Consider the following 17,356-nt stretch of genomic DNA (forward strand, 5'->3'; position numbering starts at 1 on the left):
CAGGCTGGGCCGGCTCTCGCACAAGGTCGGCCCGACCTCATCCGAGCCAGGTCACCCGCTGGATGTAGACCCGTTTCCGGTAGTCGATGATCTGGTACCAGACCATGAGCGGGCCCATGGCGATCACGCGCAGGCCCTGCGGGTTCGTCACGCTGGCTCCGTCACCCGGATCCTGGCTCAGTGAAGCGAGGACGACCAACTGCCTCGCGACCTCCTCGGCCGCCGCGCGTCCTTCGGCGGACAGGTCGCCGACCACCCAGTCCGGCTCCGCTCCGTACTCCCAGGTCCACTCCGGGTCGTGCGGCTCCTCGTCGTTCAAGCCTCGATCTCCCGCTCGGCCTCACGCAGAATCGTGTTGATCTCCGCCATCGCGGCGCGAAACGCGGCTTCGTCGACCGTGTCGTCCTGGGAGATCCGCTCGGCCTCGTGCAGACGGGCCGCACGCGCGGGGTCCCGCTCGATCGCCACGAACACGCCCCAGCGTCGCAGGAACAGCCGAAGCGGAGCGGTGCTGCCGGTCTGGCTGGCCTGGTCGAAGGCCCGCCCGGCCTCCAGGTCGAACTGCGGCAGGTTCACGAGACTCACCCGCTTCACCGCCTCGCGCAGCGCGTCCCTCGTCAGGGGCGGCATCGGGGTGCTCGGCCCATCCTGGTGCACCGGCTGTGCGCTCATCCCTCGTCCCCTTCTCCTCCGCAGGTCGGGCCCAGTGTGCCCGTGGTCATCACCTGCCAGGGTAGCCGCGTACCACCACAGCCGACGGGTCATCGGCGGGACCGGCCGAAGCGGGCAGCGCCCATTTCCTCCTCCCCCGGCAACCTTTCCCCCACCAGCGGCAACCACTCAACGTCCCTCCCCTCCACAGACGTTGAACGGACCCCACACGTGACTGACATCCGCAAGGCACGCCACCGCAGGCGCAAGACCGCGCTGTACGTCGGCGAACAAGGACAAGCTCAGCTGACCGACGCCCAGGCCGGGGCCAGACGGTCGCCGCCTGGCTCGGCGACTGGACGCCCACCGCCTCCTGACACGCATCGCGTCATGACGCCCCACGCCTCATGACGCCCGGCACTTCCTGACCCCCACCGCCTCCTGGCGCTCGACGCGGAGGCCATGGGAGGACAGGGAAGACGGGGAGGCTGGGGGAGCCGCGGGGGGCCGCCCCCAGCCTCCCCACACGTCTCTCCAGACCGTGCGGGGCCTGGGCTACACGCTGCGCGCCGCCAAGTGGTCGTAGCCGTAGTCGTAGCCGTCGAGTGCGGGCGTCGGCGTCGCGAGGCTCGCGTATGTCCCGCCCCGCGCCATCAGTTCGTCGTGTGTGCCCGCCTCCACCAGTCGGCCGTCGTCCACGACCAGGATCCGGTCGGCGTCGGGGGCGAGGCTCAGGTCGTGCGTGATCATGATCGTCGTACGGCCCGCCATCAGCCGCCGCAGCGGCTGCACCACCCGGCGGGCGGCCACCGAGTCGAGTCCGGCCGTGGGCTCGTCGAGGACGAGGACGGGGGCGGCACGCAGCATGGCGCGGGCGATGGCGATGCGCTGGAGCTGGCCGCCGGAGAGGGTGGCCGTGCCGGGCGCGATCTCCGTGTCGTATCCGTCGGGCAGTGCGCTGATGAAGTCGTGTGCGACGGCGTCCGCGGCGGCCTGTTCGATGTCGGCCCGGGAGGCGCCCGGCCGTCCGCACTCGATGTTCTCGCGGATCGTGCCGTGCAGGATCAGGGTCTCCTGGGGCAGCAGCGCGACGTTCTCGCGCAGGAACTCCAGGGGTACGTCGGGCAGCGGGACGCCGTCCAGGCAGATCACGCCGGCCGTGGGGTCGTAGAAGCGGGTGAGGAGTTTCGAGAGCGTCGACTTTCCGGCGCCGCTGGGGCCGGTGACGATGACGAGTTCGCCGGGATTCGCGGTGAAGGTCACGTCGTGCAGGGTCTCGCGCTCGGTGCCGGGGTAGCGGAACGAGGCGCCGTGCAGGCTGACCCAGCCGCGCACGGGCCAGGGCCGGACCGGGTCGGCGGCGTCGGTCACGGCGGGTTCGGCGTCGAGGATCTCCTGGATGCGTTCCGCGCCGGCGGTGGCGGCGGTGAGGGTCAGGCCGAGCTGGCCGAGGTTGCGGATCGGCGGGTAGAGGTAGCCCAGGAAGGCGGCGAAGGCGAGCAACTGGCCGAGCGACATGCGCCCCTGGGAGATCTCCCAGGCGCCGAGGCCGATCACCGCGAGTACGCACAGGGTCTCGATGACCTCGACGAACTGCTCGTACATCTCGCTCGCCCGCGCCCCGCGCACGGACGCCCGCATCCAGGCGCGTGCCTCGCGGTCGAGCCGCTTCTCCTCGGCGCGACGCCGGTTGTACGCCTGGGTCAGCACCACGTTGCCGAGGGATTCCTCGACGACCGAGGTGATCGCGCCGTCGGCGGCCCGCTCCTCCTGGGAGGACTTCTTGATCCGGCCGGAGAAACGGCGGGCTGCGACGAGGAAGAGAGGGGCGAGGAGGAAGGTGACGAGGGCCAGGTCCCATCGCAGCCAGAGGGCGGCGGCCGCGTAGAAGACCGTCGAGAAGGCAGCGGAGACCGTCCCCACGACACCCGACACGACCATCTGTTCGATGGCCTCGACATCACCGGTGAGGCGTTCGACCAGGTCGCCCTGGCGATGCTTCTGGAAGAAGTCCGGCGGCAGGTCCTGGACGTGGCGGAAGACACCCGCGCGCAGCCGCAGTACGAATCTCTCGGCGGTCCACACGGCGAGCGAATTGCCGAGATAGCCGACGATCGCGCCGATCACGGCGACCGCGAGCCAGGCTCCGGCCGGTCCCCAGAACGCGGAGAGCGAACCGGCCTGCAAGGCGTGGTCCGTGAGCTGCGCGAACAGCAGGATCGAGGCCGTCTCGGCGAGCGCGGCCACGATCACGCAGCCGATGATCAGGACCAGCCATGTGCGGTCGCCGCGCGTCAGCGGCCAGAAGCGCGCGAATGCCTCCCGGACTTCCCGCATATCAACTCCACTCCCCTTTCGGGTCCAGAACATGGCCGAGGCGGGGCCACCGGAAGTCGTTTCTCCTTTCCGGGGGCCCCGCCTCGCGCGGGCTACTACTGGCCCTGACGGCTCACCGGACGCTTCTTCGGCGCGGGAGCGGCGGCCTTCTTCGGTGCGGGCTTGGCGACGCGCTTGGCAACCGGGGCGGCCTTGCGGTGCTTCTTGACCGGGGTGATCTTGTGGAAGCTCACGGGAATCTCCTTTTGCCGTTTTCTTCGTTTGCGTCGTTCGCTTTCGACATGGAAAACATTACGGGACCGCGAACCCGGAAATCGCCAATTCCTCTTAGACCTCAATGAATTGCAGCTAAAACCAATTTTCAGATGGCGGGCGGAACCAACTCGCTACTCACACAGAATTTAAGTCAAGAAAAAATCAATAAAAGGGGGCCGGTACGCATGTGCGCACCGGCCCCACTCGCTGCAACTTGCCGCCGTACTACTTCACGATCGTGATCCGGTCCGCCGTCGGCACCGGGTACGGCGCCGTGGCCGACGAGTTCGCCGTCAGGTAGGCCTCGAAGGCCGCCAGGTCGTCGCCGCCGACCAGGACGTTGGTGCCCTGGCCGAGCGCGGCGAAGCCGTCGCCGCCGCCCGCGAGGAAGGAGTTCATCGCGACGCGGTAGGAAGCGGCGGGGTCGATCGCCGTGCCGTTGAGCTTGACCGAGTCGGCCACCACCCGGGCGGCGCCCGTCTTGGTGAGGTCGAGCGTGTAGGTCAGGCCCTTGGAGATCTGCAGGATCTTCGGCGCGCCCTCGTTCAGCCCGCTGACCTGCTGCTGAAGTGCCGTGATCACCTGAGCCCCGGTGAGGTCCACCAGGTTGACGGTGTTGGCGAACGGCTGCACCGTGTACGCCTCCCCGTACGTCACCACCCCGTCGCCCTCAGCGCCGCTCGCGGCGTAGGTGAGCCCGGAGCGGATGCCGCCCGGGTTCATCACCGCGAGGTCGGCCTCCGCGTCGAGGGACTTGGCGTACGCGAGCTGCGCGTCGGCGATCATGTCGCCCAGCGGGGACTCGGTGCCGGTGTTGCCGATCTCGCCCGCGATGTAACCGATGGGGCGCGAGGCGATCGGGGCGGCGAGGGCCTTCCACTTGCTGATCAGGCCGGTCATGTCGGTGGCCGCCGCGACGTCACGGGTGACCACGTGGTTCGCGGACTTGACCGCCGTACGGGCGATGTCGCCGGTCCAGCGGTCGTACGTCAGCGTCGTGTCCGTGTAGAGGCGGCCGAAGGACGCGGCCGAGGTGACCATGCGGGGCTTGCCCGCCGGGTCGGCGATGGTGCACGCGTACGCCTGGTGGGTGTGGCCGGTGACCAGCGCGTCCACGGCCGGCGTGACGTTCTTGGCGATGTCGACGATCGGGCCGGAGATGCCGTCACCGGCACCGGGGCTGTCGCAGTCGTAGTTGTACGCCGTCGAGGCGGGCGCGCCGCCCTCGTGGATGAGCGCGACGATGGACTTCACGCCCTGCTTCTGGAGCTCCTTGGCGTACTTGTTGATCGTCGCGACCTCGTCGCCGAACTTCAGGCCCTTGACCCCGTCGGCGGAGACGATGTTCGGGGTGCCCTCCAGGGTCACGCCGATGAAGCCGACCTTGACGCCGTTCTTCTTCCACACCCAGTAGGGCTTGAGGATCGGCTTGCCGGTCTTCTCGTTGGTGACGTTCGCCGCGAGGTAGGGGAAGTCGGCACCCGAGAACTTCTCGCTGTCGTCGTAACAGCCGTCCGTCGGGTGGCAGCCGCCGTTCTGCAGCCGGGCCAGTTCCTTGGCGCCCTCGTCGAACTCGTGGTTGCCGACCGAGCTGACATCGAGGTCGAGGCCGTTGAGCGCGTCGATCGTCGGTTCGTCGTGGAAGAGCCCGGAGATCAGCGGGGAGGCGCCGACCATGTCACCGGCGGCGGCCGTGATCGAGTACTTGTTGCCCGTGCGGGCCTGTCGCAGGTGCGTGGCGAGATATTCGACGCCGCCCGCGTTGATGGTCTCGGTGGTGCCGTCCTCGTGGACCTCCGTGACACGGCCGGACGAACCGGACGGCGGCTCCAGGTTGCCGTGCAGGTCGTTGAAGGACAGCAGCTGCACGTCCTGGTAGCGGCCGCTGCCCTGGTGGTGGCCGGCGGTCGCCTTGTCCTGCCCTGCGCTCGCGGGCATCGCGGCGGCCAGCGCACCGACGGTGGCCAGGCCCGCGGCGGCCGCGAGGATGCGATGGGTACGTCTCTGCCGGGGCATCGGCGGCATGGGTTCCCCCCTGTGGGAGCGGTGATGCTGTTGTGGTTTTAACGCGCACCTTAGAATCAACGCGCGTAGCGCAACAGGGGGTTGAGGGTTACAGACTGGTTGCCATCACCTCTCCGGCGTCGAGCGGAACCCCCGCCACGCCCCGCGCCCACCCCGCCCAACTCCTTGTCCGGAAATCACCGCGCCGTACCCTCGTAACCATGACCAGCGACGACTCCGCACCGCCTGCCCTGTCCCGGTCCATCGAGACCTGTACCGCGCTCTCCCCCGCCCAGGCGGAGGAGGTGCTCCAGCTGCTCGCGGAGGCCGCCCGGTCCGACGGGCAACAGGCAGTGTCCGAGCAGGGGCGGTTGCAGCTGAAGGGCGGGGCTCGCGCGGGCGTACGCCATCTGCTGCTGACCGTCGGCGCCGAGCTGATCGGGTATGCGCAGCTGGAGGACACCGACCCCGTGGAGGCCCCGGCCGCCGAGCTGGTCGTGCACCCGGCGTACCGCGGGCACGGGCACGGACGCGCCCTGGGTTCGGCGCTGCTCGCCGAGTCCGGCAAGCGGCTGCGCGTGTGGGCGCACGGCGGGCACTCCGCGGCCCGGCATCTCTCCCAGGTCCTCGGACTCACCCTGTTCCGCGAACTGCGCCAGATGCGGCGACCGTTGGGCGACCTCGACCTGCCTCAGCCGAAGCTCCCGGACGGCGTGAGTGTCCGTCCCTTCGTGCCGGGCCAGGACGACGCGGCCTGGCTCGCCGCGAACGCCGACGCGTTCGCCCACCACCCCGAGCAGGGCTCCCTCACCCAGCGCGACCTGGACGACCGCATGGCCGAACCGTGGTTCGACCCGTCCGGCTTCTTCCTCGCCTTCCGCGGAGGCGAACTCATCGGCTTCCACTGGACCAAGGTGCACGCGGAGGAGCAGCTCGGCGAGGTCTACGTGCTGGGAGTCCGCACCGGCGCCCAGGGCGGGGGCCTGGGCAAGGCGCTCACCACGATCGGCCTCCGTCACCTCGCCGCCCAGGGCCTGCCGACCGCGATGCTGTACGTCGACGCCGACAACCAGGCCGCCGTGACGGTGTACGAACGGCTCGGCTTCGTCACGCACGAGACGGACCTGATGTACCGGAGCGAGTCGTAACAGCCGCTCCGCCAAGTCAGCGCTGAACGGCGGCAGTCAGCGCTGAACGGCGGCGGTCAGCGGTGAACGACGGCAGTCAGCCGCATCCGCCGTACGGGCTCCGCCCAGGCGGCCGCCCCCGCCACCGCCGCCACGACCAGGATCCCCGCCCACCGTTCGTGGGCGCCGTCCCAGCGCGGGTCCCCCACCGGCACGACGAGCGCCCACCGGTCGGGGAGCAGCAGGGCCGCGGCCGGTCCGCCGCCCAGCAGCCCGGCCGCCACCGCGATGCCGGGTTCGGCCGCGTCCGTGCACCGCACCGCCAGGGCCGCGCCGGCCAGGGCGAGTACGGCGATGGCGGCGGCCTCCAGGGTGACGGCGCCCACCGGCGGCCGGGCCTCCTCCGGTACGAGGAGCAGCGCGGCGGTCCACCAGAGCGCGGCGAGCGGGACGGCGAGCGCCACGCGCAGGCCGGTGCGCACCGGACGCCGGGTCGGTACCACCGCGGTGGTGTGCCGGGCCGGGTCGTCCAGCAGGAACGCCAGGCCCAGGCCGAAGGCGAGCGCGGCGGCCCGCAGGATGTTGAGGCCGGGCCAGGAGTCGCGGGAGACCGACAGCAGCCACGGGGCACCGGCGAACAACAGCCCCAGGACGGCACCGGACGCGAGGGCCCGGCGGGGCAGGGAGCGCCATACGGGGTGGAGAAGGGCGCGGATCACGGCGTACGCGGACGCCGTGGCCGGTGCACGGGTGCCGGGCTCCGGGGCCCGCGCGCCCGCGCCGGGCGCGGCTACTCCTCGCACCAGCCCTCCTCCGCGTCCGTGTCGGCCGATCCCTTGGACGCGGCCTCCACGCCCAGCAGTTCGGCCACCTGGGCCAGGGACGTCTTCGGGGAGGTGAGTTCCGTCCAGTGGGACTTCACCTTGGGGATGACGCTGTAGCGGGGCTTCTGTAGCAACTCCCGTACGATCCAGGTCTGTTCGGCGTTCATGGAGATGCCGTTCGTGGGCGCGAGGACGAGGTCGGAACCCTCGACGCTATCGCCGAGCCGGACGTTGCGGAACGCGGTCATCGGGTCGGACTCGCCGCCCAGCGCCAGCCACATGATGGTGACCACGCGGGCGTCCCCGGTGCACCATTCGCTGGTGGCCACCTCGTTGCCCGCAACCAGGACCGAGGCGACTCCGACGGCGAACTCGGGAACCCGGTTGCCGCCCCACCGCGTGCCGACGGTCACCGTGCCCGGTGCGGTCGACGCGTCGAGCGCGTAGTCGCTGGTCAGGCCGGAGCGGGCGTCGACCCGCTGCCGTACGGTCAGCCGCTCACCGCCGGCGGCGCCGCCCGCGAGGGACTGGACGCGGTCGACGACCGGGGCCCAGTCGAGGGCGGCGCGGGCATCCCACTCGGGGAAGGCGCAGTACGTCGACCTGCCGTACTCGTGGCACGTCTGGAACTTCTCCGGGCTGACGGACACCTTCGTGCGGGCCGCGATCAGGGCGGCCGAGTCACCCTGGGACTGCCCGGCGACACCCGCGACCGTGGCGGCGAGGGTGACGGCGGTGGCCGCCTGCACGATCCGGGTACGACCGCCGCTGACCAGGACCGCGGCGCAGATCAGCACCCCGATGAGCCCCACCAGATACAGCGCGTGCCAGGCGGCCGGGCGGCCGATGAGTTCGGACGGGAACGGGGTGGCGCCCGTCTCGGTGACGACCGGCGACAGCCACTGCTGCCAGTGCGGGCTGCCCGTGCTGGAGAGCAGCAGGGCGGGCAGGATGACGGCGCTGACGACGAAGAGCGGGGCGACGAACGAGGACCGGAACAGCCGTGCGAGCAGTACGCCGAGGACACCGGACAGGAGCACGGTCAGCGGCCCCACCGCCAGTTCGGCGGGCGAGGGGTGGCCGACGGCGCCCGGCTTGCGCCCGGCCCAGACGATCTGGAAGGCGACGACAAGGGCGGTGACCGCCGCGAACGGCACGACCGACAGCGCGTGTGCCACCGTACGCCGCCACGGTTCCATGACCAGGACGTCGAAGTGCCGGTCGGTGCCGCGCCGGTGGGAGCGCAGGACGGTCCGGTTGACGCAGATGAGCAGCGCGACGGCGAGGAGCAGCGGGCCGTCCTGGGTGGAGCGGTCGACGTCCTGGAGGACCGGGAACTCGTCCATGCCCTCACGACCGTTGAACAGGCTCCAGCCGGTGAAGGCGAGGTAGAACAGGAGGAAGGCGAACACCGGTATGTGGAGGAGGAGTTGGCGTGCCTCGAAGCGCGCGAGGGCGATCACGGCCGCCGCCCTGCGCGGCTCGGTCCGCGGAGTCGGCTCCACTCCCGTGGGAGCCGCCTCCTTGACCAGGCCTGTCGTGCTGCTCATGCGGCCACCTCCGCGGTGTCGCCGGTCTCGCCCGTCTCGCCGTCGAGGGTGAGCAAGTAGCCGTCCTCCAAGGTCGGTTCGAGAAGATCGGCGCCCTTGGGCGGGTCGCCGACGTTGCGGAAGGAGCCGGTGCCCGTACGCCATCCGGCACGCGCGGCCGGGTCGCGTTCCGTGCTGCTCCACACCCGGCCCGCCGCACGCGCGGTCAGCTCGGCCGGGGTGCCCTCGAAGCGGACACGCCCGCGGGCCATGACGATCACACGGTGGCAGAGCATCGCGACGTCCTCGGTCTGGTGGGTGGACAGGAGAACCGTCCGTCCTTCTCCGGCCTGGGCGATCAGCTCCCGGAAGCGCATGCGCTGTTCGGGGTCGAGTCCGACGGTCGGCTCGTCGAGGACGAGGAAGCCGGGGTCGTCGACGAGCGCGGCGGCCAGCGCGACCCGCTGGCGCATTCCGCCGGACAGCTTCTTGATGCGCTTGCTCCGTACGTCGGACAGGCCGACGGCGTCGAGCACGCGGCGCACTTCCCGGTGCCGGGCGGTGCGGTCGGTCAGTTCCTTCAGGATCGCCACGTAGTCGACGAACTCGAAGGCGGAGAAGTCATCGTGGAATCCCGGGGTCTGCGGCAGATAACCCAGCTCGCGCCGCAGGTCCAGGCGCCCGGCCGCGGTACCCGGGTCGTGCCCGAGCGCCGTGAAGGCCCCGTGGTCGGCGGGCACTGCGGTGGCCAGCACCCTCAACAGGGTGGTCTTTCCGGCCCCGTTGGGCCCGAGCAGGCCGGTGACGCCCGCGCCGAGGCGCAGTGAGACGTCGTCGAGGGCGAAGGTCCCGCCGTAGCGGAGGGTCAGGCCGGAGGCGGAGACGGTGGGCGGCATCGGCATACGTACGGCGCTCCTGTCGGAGGGGCGGGCGGAGAAGTGCTGAGGGAAGGGGGTGGTCACACCGCACCCCCGCCGGAGAAGGGGACATGCGCGGGCGCCGAGTCGAACCGGTCCCGTACGAGATAGAGCAGCCCGGCGGCGCACGCGGCGACCGCGCCGGCGACGCCCTGGCCCGCCGCCGTGAACGGCGCGAGCGTGGCATGGCCGGCGGCCGTGGCCTGCGCCGCCAGCAGGAGCACGACCCACGCCCCGCCGACCAGCGAGGGCGCGAGGACAGGGCCGAGGCGAGGTGTCAGCGCGAGCCCGGTCCCGGTGAGGGCGAGCGCGGGCAGCAACCAGGCCAGTGCGCGCAGCCCGTAGGAGGGCAGCGCGAGGGTGGCGAGCCCGTTCAGGCCGAGGCCCACGGTGAGCACGGCGACGGTCCGGATCAGCAGCAGCCGGAACCCGTGCGTCGGCGAGACGACGGCCATCTCGTACATCGGGTCCAGCGTGGGCCCGTACGACAGGGCGACCCCGGCGAGCGGGAGCAGCGGCGCGAGCGCGAGGAACAGCTTGGGCGTGGTCGCGGCGTCCGCCGAGTAGGCCGCCGCCACGGTCATCAGAAGCACCGCGACGACCGCGCACAGCCAGGAGCGGCGCAGCACGGGCGTGGCGGCCAGCAGCCGTGCCGTGTGGTCGGCGATGCCGATCCGCACCAGCAGCGACTCGGCCCTCCGCGGACGCGGCGCGTCCAGCTCGGCGTCGAGCCGCTCCCACCCCGCGTCCAGCGCGACCGGGTCACTCACCGAGGCGAGCACCTCCCGGCACCGCGCGCAGGAGGCGAGATGCGTGTCCGCGGACCAGAGTCGGGGCGGGTCCAACGCACCCTGGGTGTAGGCCCGGAGGTCGTCGGCGTCCACATGCCACCGCCCGTCGTCCCGCGCCCCGGGTCCGTCGTCGCCCGGCACATGCCCGTTCGTACCGCTGTCGCTCATGCCAGCTCCTCCCGCAACTGCTTGCGCGCCCGCAGGGCCCGCGTCTTGACCGTGCCGGGCGGAATGCCGAGCAGGACGGCCGCTTCCCGGGTCGTCAGTCCGTCGATGACCGTGGCCTGGAGAACCGCGCGCAGTTCCGGCGAGAGCCGTATCAACGCGCCCGCGAGGTCGCCGTGTTCGACCCCGGCCAGGACGCGCTCCTCGGCGGAGGCCTCGTCCCGGTGGCGGAGGCGGGCCAGCGCCTGGCGCATCCGGCCGCGCGCGCCGTCGCCGCGCAACGCGTCGACCAGCCGCCGCGAGCCGATGCGCCACAGCCAGCCGGCCGCGTCCCCCTCCTCGCGGTAGCGCGCGGTGCCGCGCCACACGGCGAGGAAGGTCTCCTGCACGACATCGTCGACGACCCCGGCGTCGGCGCAGCGGCCGCGCAGCCTCGCGGTCAGCCACGGCGCATACCGCCGGTACAACTCCTCGAAGGCGCGACGGTCCCCGTCCGCCGCGATGGCCCGCAGCAGCTCCCCGTCGCTTCTCGTTTCCCTCACGCCCCCTCATCGGACGAGCCCCGCCGATCGGTTCACGCCCACCGAAAAAATCTCGCGCTTGACAGTGATCGCCATCCTGGACCACCCTTTCACTACTCAATTAGTGAAAGGGTGGTTTCCGTAGTGGTGGAGTACCGCATCGACCGGCGCAGCGGTGTCGCCACGTACGTGCAGATCGTCCAGCAGACCAAGCAGGCCCTGCGCCTGGGCCTGCTCGAACCGGGCGACAAGCTGCCCACGGCCCGCGAGGTCGTGGAGGCCACCGCGATCAATCCGAACACCGTCCTGAAGGCCTACCGCGAGCTGGAGCGCGAGGGTCTGGTCGAGGCCAGACGCGGCCTCGGCACCTTCGTGAAGCGCTCGCTGGGCACCACGTCGGCCGACTCGCCCCTGCGCGCCGAACTGGACGCGTGGGCGTCCCGGGCCCGCGAGGCCGGGCTCCAGCGCGACGACGTGGCCGCGCTCTTCACCGCCGTACTCGATGAGCGGTTCGCCGTACTCGATGAGCAGTTCACGGCTGAACGCCCCGGAACTGCACACCCCAAGGGAGACCAGGAATGACCAACACCGCCATCGAGGCGGCCGGGCTCGGCAAGCGGTTCGGGCGGCGCGGGAGCTGGGCGCTGCGCGAGTGCTCCTTCCGGCTTCCCGTGGGACGCGTCTGCGCCGTCTTCGGCCCCAACGGCGCGGGCAAGTCGACCCTGTTGTCCCACGCCGCAGGGGTGCTCGCCCCCACCGAGGGCTCCCTCACCGTGCTCGGCGCGCACCCGGCCGCCGCCCGCGAACGCATCGCGTACGTCGCCCAGAACAAGCCGCTGTACCCGCAGCTCACCGTCGCCGAGACGCTGCGCGTGGGCCACGATCTCAATCCGGCCCGCTGGGACGCCTCGGTCGTCGAGCAGATCACCTACGACGCCGGCGGCCTGGATCCGAAGGCGAGGATCCGCTCCCTCTCCGGCGGCCAGCGCACCCGCGTAGCCCTCGCCCTCGCGCTCGGCAAACGGCCCGAACTCCTGCTTCTGGACGAGCCGATGGCCGACCTCGACCCGCTCGCCCGCCATGAGCTGATGGGCACGTTGATGTCCGAGGCCGCCCAGTACGGCACGACGGTCGTCATGTCCTCGCACGTCGTCGCCGAGCTGGAGGGCTCCTGCGACTACGTGCTGCTGGTGAGCGGCGGCCAGGTGCGGCTGGCGGGCGACCTCGACGACGTACTGGCCGCGCACACCCTGACCACCGGCCCGGTCCGCGACCTCGCCCCGCACACCGTGGTCGAATCCCGCACCACAGGACGCCAGCTGACCGCCCTGATCCGCCCCCAAGGCCCTCTCGGCGCCGAGGACGGACAGGCCACCGCGCCCTCCCTGGAGGAACTCGTCCTCGCGCACCTGCGCCATCCCGAAGCCCCCGCGCTGCTCCTCGCCCCCGCCCGCACCTCAGCCAAGGAACCGGCCGCATGACCGCCCTCACCACCACCAGCACCGGCACCTCGGCGACGCCCGCCCGCCGCCCGTCCGCCTCGGGCGGCCTGATCCGGACGATGCTGCGGCTGCACCGCCCCGCCCTGTACGTCTGGACCGGTCTGTTCGTCGCCGTCGCGGCCCTGCTGCTGTGGCTGTACGGTCCCGTCACGGACGCGGCGGCCGCGGCCTGGCAGCAGTGGAACCGCTGCAACACGGCCACGTGCTCCTACGACCAGGACTCGATCCTCACCTACAAGTCGTTCACGCTGTACACCACCATCGCGGTGAACCTCGTACCGTTCCTCGTCGCCGCCTGGGCCGGTGCCGCGCTGATCGGCCGCGAACTGGAGAGCGGCACCGCGCACCTCGCCTGGACCCAGTCCGTCTCCCCCGCCCGCTGGCTGGCGGTCAAGCTGGCGATGCCGGCCGCGTTCGTCACCGCCGGGACGAGCATCCTGGTCCTGCTGCACAACATGGTGTGGTCCAAGGGGCGCGACAAGATCGACACCGCCAAGCCCTGGTCCGACTCCCTCATCTTCCACGCCAACGGCCCGACCACCATCGCCTTCGCCCTGTTCGGCCTGGTCACCGGCGCTCTCGTCGGCCTGATGCTGCGCCGCTCCCTGGCCGCGCTCGTCGTGGCACTGCTGTGGACGGTGGGCATCCGATCCGCCGTCGCCCTGGCGGTGCCCCATCTGTGGCCGACGGTGACAACCGTCAGCAGCCTCACCAACGAACGCCCCAAGAGCCTCGGCCTCACCGTCGACGAAGGCCTGCTCACCTCCACCGGCGCCCGGATCCCCAACCCCTTCTGCGGCAGCAGCGGGTACCCGGAGTGCAGCGCCGCGTACGACAAGCTCGACGCCGTCAGCTACTACACCGACTCCCACCCCTTCTCCCACTACTGGCCCCTCCAGCTCACCGCCACCGCCCTCGTCCTCACCCTCGCCGCACTCACGGTCCTCGTCGCCTTCCGCCTGCTGAAGCGCCAGACCGGCACCGTCCGTGCCGTGAAGAAGGTCAGCCCGTGAGTGCCGCCTGTGGCCTCCCCCGCACCGCGCGGCGCTGATCCGTACGCGGCTCCCGGACATGTAGACGTCCGGGAGCCGCCCCCCGCTATCCCGCACGTCATGTCGCCGTAACCATCGATTCAGATGACCTTGCGACGCTCGACGAATGACGCCCGCCGTGCCAGAGCCTTCGCCTCCGCCGGAGAACGAGCCCCTGCCGACGACGGGGAGCGAACCCCCACAGAGGACCCCGAACGGGACCCCGCAAAGGACGCCGCAGGGGACCTCAAAGCCGACGATGAACGGGAATATTCGCCTCACCGCACTGCCGCTCGCCCTCTCCGACGCGCCGGTCATGCCCCCGGCGCGGAAGAATGGCTCCATGAACCAGCCCAGCGCTCAGGCACCGGTCAAGCACCCGCAGCCCTCCGTCGGCTCGATAGCCGCGCACCGCCCGCACACCGTGGCGGCGAATGTCTCCGACCTCGAGCCCGACCTCGACGCCGATCTCGATGCGTACGAGGACACGGTGCAGGACGGCATCCAACTCCCGCAGGGCCGGTTCCTGGACCGGGAGCGCAGCTGGCTGGCGTTCAACGAGCGAGTCCTGGAGCTCGCCGAGGACCCGAACACGCCCCTGCTCGAACGGGCCAACTTCCTCGCGATCTTCGCCAGCAACCTGGACGAGTTCTTCATGGTCCGGGTGGCGGGACTGAAGCGCCGTATCGCCACGGGTGTCGCCACGAAGTCCGCCTCCGGGCTCCAGCCCCGCGAGGTCCTGGAGATGATCTGGGCCCGCTCGCGCGAGCTCATGGCCCGGCACGCGGCCTGCTACCAGGAGGACGTCGCCCCCGCGCTCGCGGAGGAGGGAGTCCACCTGGTCCGCTGGAGCGAGCTGACCGAGAAGGAGCAGGCCCGCCTCTTCACGCTGTTCAGGCACCAGATCTTCCCGGTGCTGACCCCGCTGGCGGTCGACCCCGCGCACCCCTTCCCGTACATCTCGGGCCTGTCGCTGAATCTCGCGGTCGTCGTACGGAATCCGGTCAGCGGCCACCGGCACTTCGCGCGCGTCAAGGTCCCGCCGCTGCTCTCCCGCTTCCTGGAGGCCTCGCCGAACCGCTACGTCCCCATCGAGGACGTGATCGCGGCCCACCTGGAGGAGCTCTTCCCGGGCATGGAGGTGCTCGAGCACCACACCTTCCGCCTCACCCGCAACGAGGACCTGGAGGTCGAGGAGGACGACGCCGAGAACCTGCTTCAGGCGCTGGAGAAGGAGCTCATGCGGCGCCGCTTCGGGCCGCCGGTGCGGCTCGAGGTCGAGGAGTCCATCGACCGGTACGTTCTCGATCTCCTCGTACGGGAGTTGAAGATCTCCGAGGCCGAGGTGTACCCGCTGCCGGGTCCCCTCGACCTCACCGGCCTCTTCGGCATCGGCTCCCTCGACCGGCCCGAGCTGAAGTACCCCAAGTTCATCGCGGGGACCCATCGCGACCTCGCCGAGGTCGAGTCGGCGTCGGCGCCCGACATCTTCGCGGCGCTCAGGGAACGGGACGTACTCCTCCACCACCCCTACGACTCCTTCTCCACCTCCGTGCAGGCCTTCCTGGAGCAGGCGGCGTCCGACCCGGACGTGCTGGCCATCAAGCAGACGCTGTACCGGACCTCGGGCGACTCGCCGATCGTCGACGCGCTGATAGACGCCGCCGAGTCGGGCAAGCAGGTCCTCGTCCTGGTCGAGATCAAGGCCCGCTTCGACGAGCAGGCCAACATCAAGTGGGCCAGGAAGCTCGAAGAGGCCGGCTGCCATGTCGTGTACGGGCTCGTCGGACTGAAGACCCACTGCAAGCTGTCGCTGGTGGTGCGGCAGGAGGGGGAGACGCTCCGGCGCTACTCCCACGTGGGCACCGGCAACTACCACCCCAAGACCGCACGCCTGTACGAAGACCTCGGGCTGCTCACCGCCGATCCGCAGGTCGGCGCGGACCTCTCCGACCTCTTCAACCGGCTCTCCGGCTACTCGCGACGCGAGACCTACCGGCGGCTCCTCGTCGCCCCCAAGTCGCTGCGCGACGGCCTGATCTCGCGGATCAACAAGGAAGTCCAGCACCACAACGCCGGGCGCCCCGCCCACGTCCGCATCAAGGTCAACTCGATGGTGGACGAGGCGATCATCGACGCGCTGTACCGCGCGTCGCAGTCCGGGGTGCCGGTCGACGTGTGGGTGCGCGGCATCTGCGCGGTCCGGCCGGGCGTCACGGGCCTGTCCGAAAACATACGGGTGCGCTCCGTCCTCGGACGCTTCCTCGAACACTCCCGGGTCTTCGGTTTCGGCAACGGAGGCGAGCCCGAGGTGTGGATCGGCAGCGCCGACATGATGCACCGCAACCTCGACCGGCGGATCGAGGCCCTGGTCAGGGTCACCGACCCGGCCCACCGCGCCGCGCTGAACCGCCTTCTCGAGACCGGAATGTCCGACGGCACCGCCTCCTGGCACCTGGGCCCGGACGGCGAGTGGACCCGGCACGCGACCGACGCGGACGGCCAGCCCCTGCGGAACGTTCAGGAGATGCTCATAGACGCCCGGAGGCGCCGGCGTGGCACAGCAACACCTTGACCCCACCGACCCCACGGCCGGGCCCTCCCCCAAGCTCTCGGCCGCCAAGCTCTCGGCCACGCTCGAGCAGGGAGGCCCGCCCACCGGCGATGCCCTCGCGGACTATCTGCGAGCCCAGGCCACGGAGTTCCTCCGCTCGCTGCGGCAGCACCGGGAGACCGGTGCCGGTGGGGGTTTCCCCGCGCGAGCGGAGTCGAAAGTGGGGGAGAACCGCTCGGAGGGGTCCGTCGACGCGGCGCGCGCACTGCGCCGCTCGGCCCGCCGCATCAGCGGCACGCTGCACACCTTCCGGCCCTTGCTCGACGCGGACTGGTCGGAGGGCATGCGGCCCGAACTGGCCTGGCTGTCGGGCACGCTGGCCCGTGAGCACGCGTACTCGGCCCGACTGGAGCGACTGCTCGGCGCACTGAACCGGCTGTCGGGCGCGGCCGGCTTCCCCGCACAGGCCGGATCGGGCGCGACCGCGGCGCCCAAGGGCAATCTGACCGTCGGCGCGGCGAAGGCGGGCGCGCTGCTCGACCGCCAGCTGACCCTCGCCCGTACCCGGGCCCACTCCGCGGCGCTCCAGGCGCTGGGTTCCTCCCGCTTCCACGCCGTCGCGGACAGCGTGGCCGTACTGGCGAGCGAGGTCCCGCTGACCCCGGCGGCGGCCACGACCGACCTGCGCCCGGCGGCCGCGGCCGCCGAGGACCGCCTGCTCGACGCGGTCGCCGCGCTGCCGCTGGTCACCGCGGGCCATCCCTACAACGCGGAGGCCCTCGTCCACGGACTCTCCGCGGACACCGTGCCCCATCCCCAGGACGCCCCCTGGCACCAGGTCCGGCTGCTGCTGCGTCTGCATCGCTACGCGCGCGAGGTCCTGTACGGGGAGGGCATGCCCGCCGATGTACGACTGCTCGGCGCAGGTCAGGCCCTCAACCGGCACCGGGACGCGGCGGAGGCCGCTTCGGCCGCGGCGTCAGCAGCCCGCACCCCGCGTATCGCCCCGGCGACGGCGTACGCGCTCGGCGTGCTCCACGCCGACCAGCGGCACGAGGTGGAGGCGGCGCGGTTTGCGTTCCAGCAGGCGTGGCAGAAGGAAGCGGCACGCACCCTTTGAGGGAGGGCCCATGGCCGAGGACCCCGTG

At 71.3% G+C, this 17,356-nt stretch carries 16 protein-coding genes; 6 read left to right on the top strand and 10 right to left on the bottom strand.

The genetic code is table 11. The annotated features are described in order from the left end of the window. Positions 1-37 precede the first annotated feature (37 nt). The 5 genes from ACX28W_RS28585 to ACX28W_RS28605 all read right to left on the bottom strand — a co-directional run bounded on the left by ACX28W_RS28585 (position 38) and on the right by ACX28W_RS28605 (position 5,268). A complete protein-coding gene (locus ACX28W_RS28585) occupies positions 38-319 on the bottom strand; it encodes a hypothetical protein (RefSeq protein ID WP_459002519.1) in 282 nt (93 codons plus the stop codon). Beyond that, positions 316-672, bottom strand: coding sequence for a hypothetical protein (locus tag ACX28W_RS28590; protein WP_459002520.1), 357 nt, complete (start codon positions 670-672; stop codon positions 316-318). Before ACX28W_RS28590 ends, ACX28W_RS28585 begins: the two co-directional genes overlap by 4 nt. 534 nt (positions 673-1,206) lie before the next feature. Further along, positions 1,207-2,988 carry an ABC transporter ATP-binding protein gene (locus tag ACX28W_RS28595; RefSeq protein WP_459002521.1) on the bottom strand — a complete coding sequence of 594 codons (1,782 nt, stop codon included), beginning with the start codon at positions 2,986-2,988 and terminating at the stop codon, positions 1,207-1,209. A 95-nt stretch (positions 2,989-3,083) separates the two neighbouring features. Next, positions 3,084-3,221 (bottom strand): hypothetical protein, encoded by a 138-nt coding sequence (locus ACX28W_RS28600; protein WP_459002522.1) that lies wholly within the window; start codon positions 3,219-3,221, stop codon positions 3,084-3,086. Between the two features lie 247 nt (positions 3,222-3,468). Continuing rightward, positions 3,469-5,268, bottom strand: coding sequence for a bifunctional metallophosphatase/5'-nucleotidase (locus tag ACX28W_RS28605; protein ID WP_459002523.1), 1,800 nt, complete (start codon positions 5,266-5,268; stop codon positions 3,469-3,471). Between the two features lie 200 nt (positions 5,269-5,468). On the opposite strand from ACX28W_RS28605, the gene mshD reads away from it, so the two are divergent. Further along, positions 5,469-6,395: a mycothiol synthase gene (gene mshD, locus ACX28W_RS28610; protein ID WP_459002524.1), complete on the top strand. Its 927-nt coding sequence runs from the start codon at positions 5,469-5,471 to the stop codon at positions 6,393-6,395. A 56-nt stretch (positions 6,396-6,451) separates the two neighbouring features. Here the strand turns inward: mshD and ACX28W_RS28615 are convergent, their stop codons facing one another. The 5 genes from ACX28W_RS28615 to ACX28W_RS28635 form a co-directional block, all read right to left on the bottom strand. Then, positions 6,452-7,177: an ABC transporter gene (locus ACX28W_RS28615; RefSeq protein ID WP_459002526.1), complete on the bottom strand. Its 726-nt coding sequence runs from the start codon at positions 7,175-7,177 to the stop codon at positions 6,452-6,454. Next, positions 7,165-8,748 carry an ABC transporter permease gene (locus ACX28W_RS28620; RefSeq protein ID WP_459002528.1) on the bottom strand — a complete coding sequence of 528 codons (1,584 nt, stop codon included), beginning with the start codon at positions 8,746-8,748 and terminating at the stop codon, positions 7,165-7,167. The genes ACX28W_RS28615 and ACX28W_RS28620 overlap by 13 nt, the downstream gene beginning before the upstream one ends. Continuing rightward, positions 8,745-9,623, bottom strand: coding sequence for an ABC transporter ATP-binding protein (locus tag ACX28W_RS28625; RefSeq protein ID WP_459002573.1), 879 nt, complete (start codon positions 9,621-9,623; stop codon positions 8,745-8,747). The genes ACX28W_RS28620 and ACX28W_RS28625 overlap by 4 nt, the downstream gene beginning before the upstream one ends. Positions 9,624-9,685: 62 nt before the next feature. Continuing rightward, entirely contained in the window at positions 9,686-10,603 is a 918-nt protein-coding gene (locus tag ACX28W_RS28630; RefSeq protein ID WP_459002529.1) for a zf-HC2 domain-containing protein, read from the bottom strand. Next, entirely contained in the window at positions 10,600-11,142 is a 543-nt protein-coding gene (locus tag ACX28W_RS28635; RefSeq protein ID WP_459002530.1) for an RNA polymerase sigma factor, read from the bottom strand. The genes ACX28W_RS28630 and ACX28W_RS28635 overlap by 4 nt, the downstream gene beginning before the upstream one ends. 123 nt (positions 11,143-11,265) lie before the next feature. On the opposite strand from ACX28W_RS28635, the gene ACX28W_RS28640 reads away from it, so the two are divergent. From ACX28W_RS28640 to ACX28W_RS28660, 5 genes are all read left to right on the top strand, one after another. Next, positions 11,266-11,703, top strand: coding sequence for a GntR family transcriptional regulator (locus tag ACX28W_RS28640; RefSeq protein WP_459002531.1), 438 nt, complete (start codon positions 11,266-11,268; stop codon positions 11,701-11,703). Continuing rightward, positions 11,700-12,602 carry an ABC transporter ATP-binding protein gene (locus ACX28W_RS28645; protein WP_459002532.1) on the top strand — a complete coding sequence of 301 codons (903 nt, stop codon included), beginning with the start codon at positions 11,700-11,702 and terminating at the stop codon, positions 12,600-12,602. The genes ACX28W_RS28640 and ACX28W_RS28645 overlap by 4 nt, the downstream gene beginning before the upstream one ends. Continuing rightward, complete coding sequence (locus ACX28W_RS28650; protein ID WP_459002533.1) at positions 12,599-13,636, top strand: ABC transporter permease; 1,038 nt, start codon at positions 12,599-12,601, stop codon at positions 13,634-13,636. The genes ACX28W_RS28645 and ACX28W_RS28650 overlap by 4 nt, the downstream gene beginning before the upstream one ends. 361 nt (positions 13,637-13,997) lie before the next feature. Beyond that, positions 13,998-16,229, top strand: a complete 2,232-nt coding sequence (locus ACX28W_RS28655) for an RNA degradosome polyphosphate kinase (RefSeq protein ID WP_459002534.1) — start codon at positions 13,998-14,000, stop codon at positions 16,227-16,229. Continuing rightward, a complete protein-coding gene (locus tag ACX28W_RS28660; RefSeq protein WP_459002535.1) occupies positions 16,210-17,328 on the top strand; it encodes a CHAD domain-containing protein in 1,119 nt (372 codons plus the stop codon). Before ACX28W_RS28655 ends, ACX28W_RS28660 begins: the two co-directional genes overlap by 20 nt. Positions 17,329-17,356: the final 28 nt, after the last annotated feature.

It is taken from the genome of Streptomyces sp. SD15 (genome assembly GCF_054462255.1).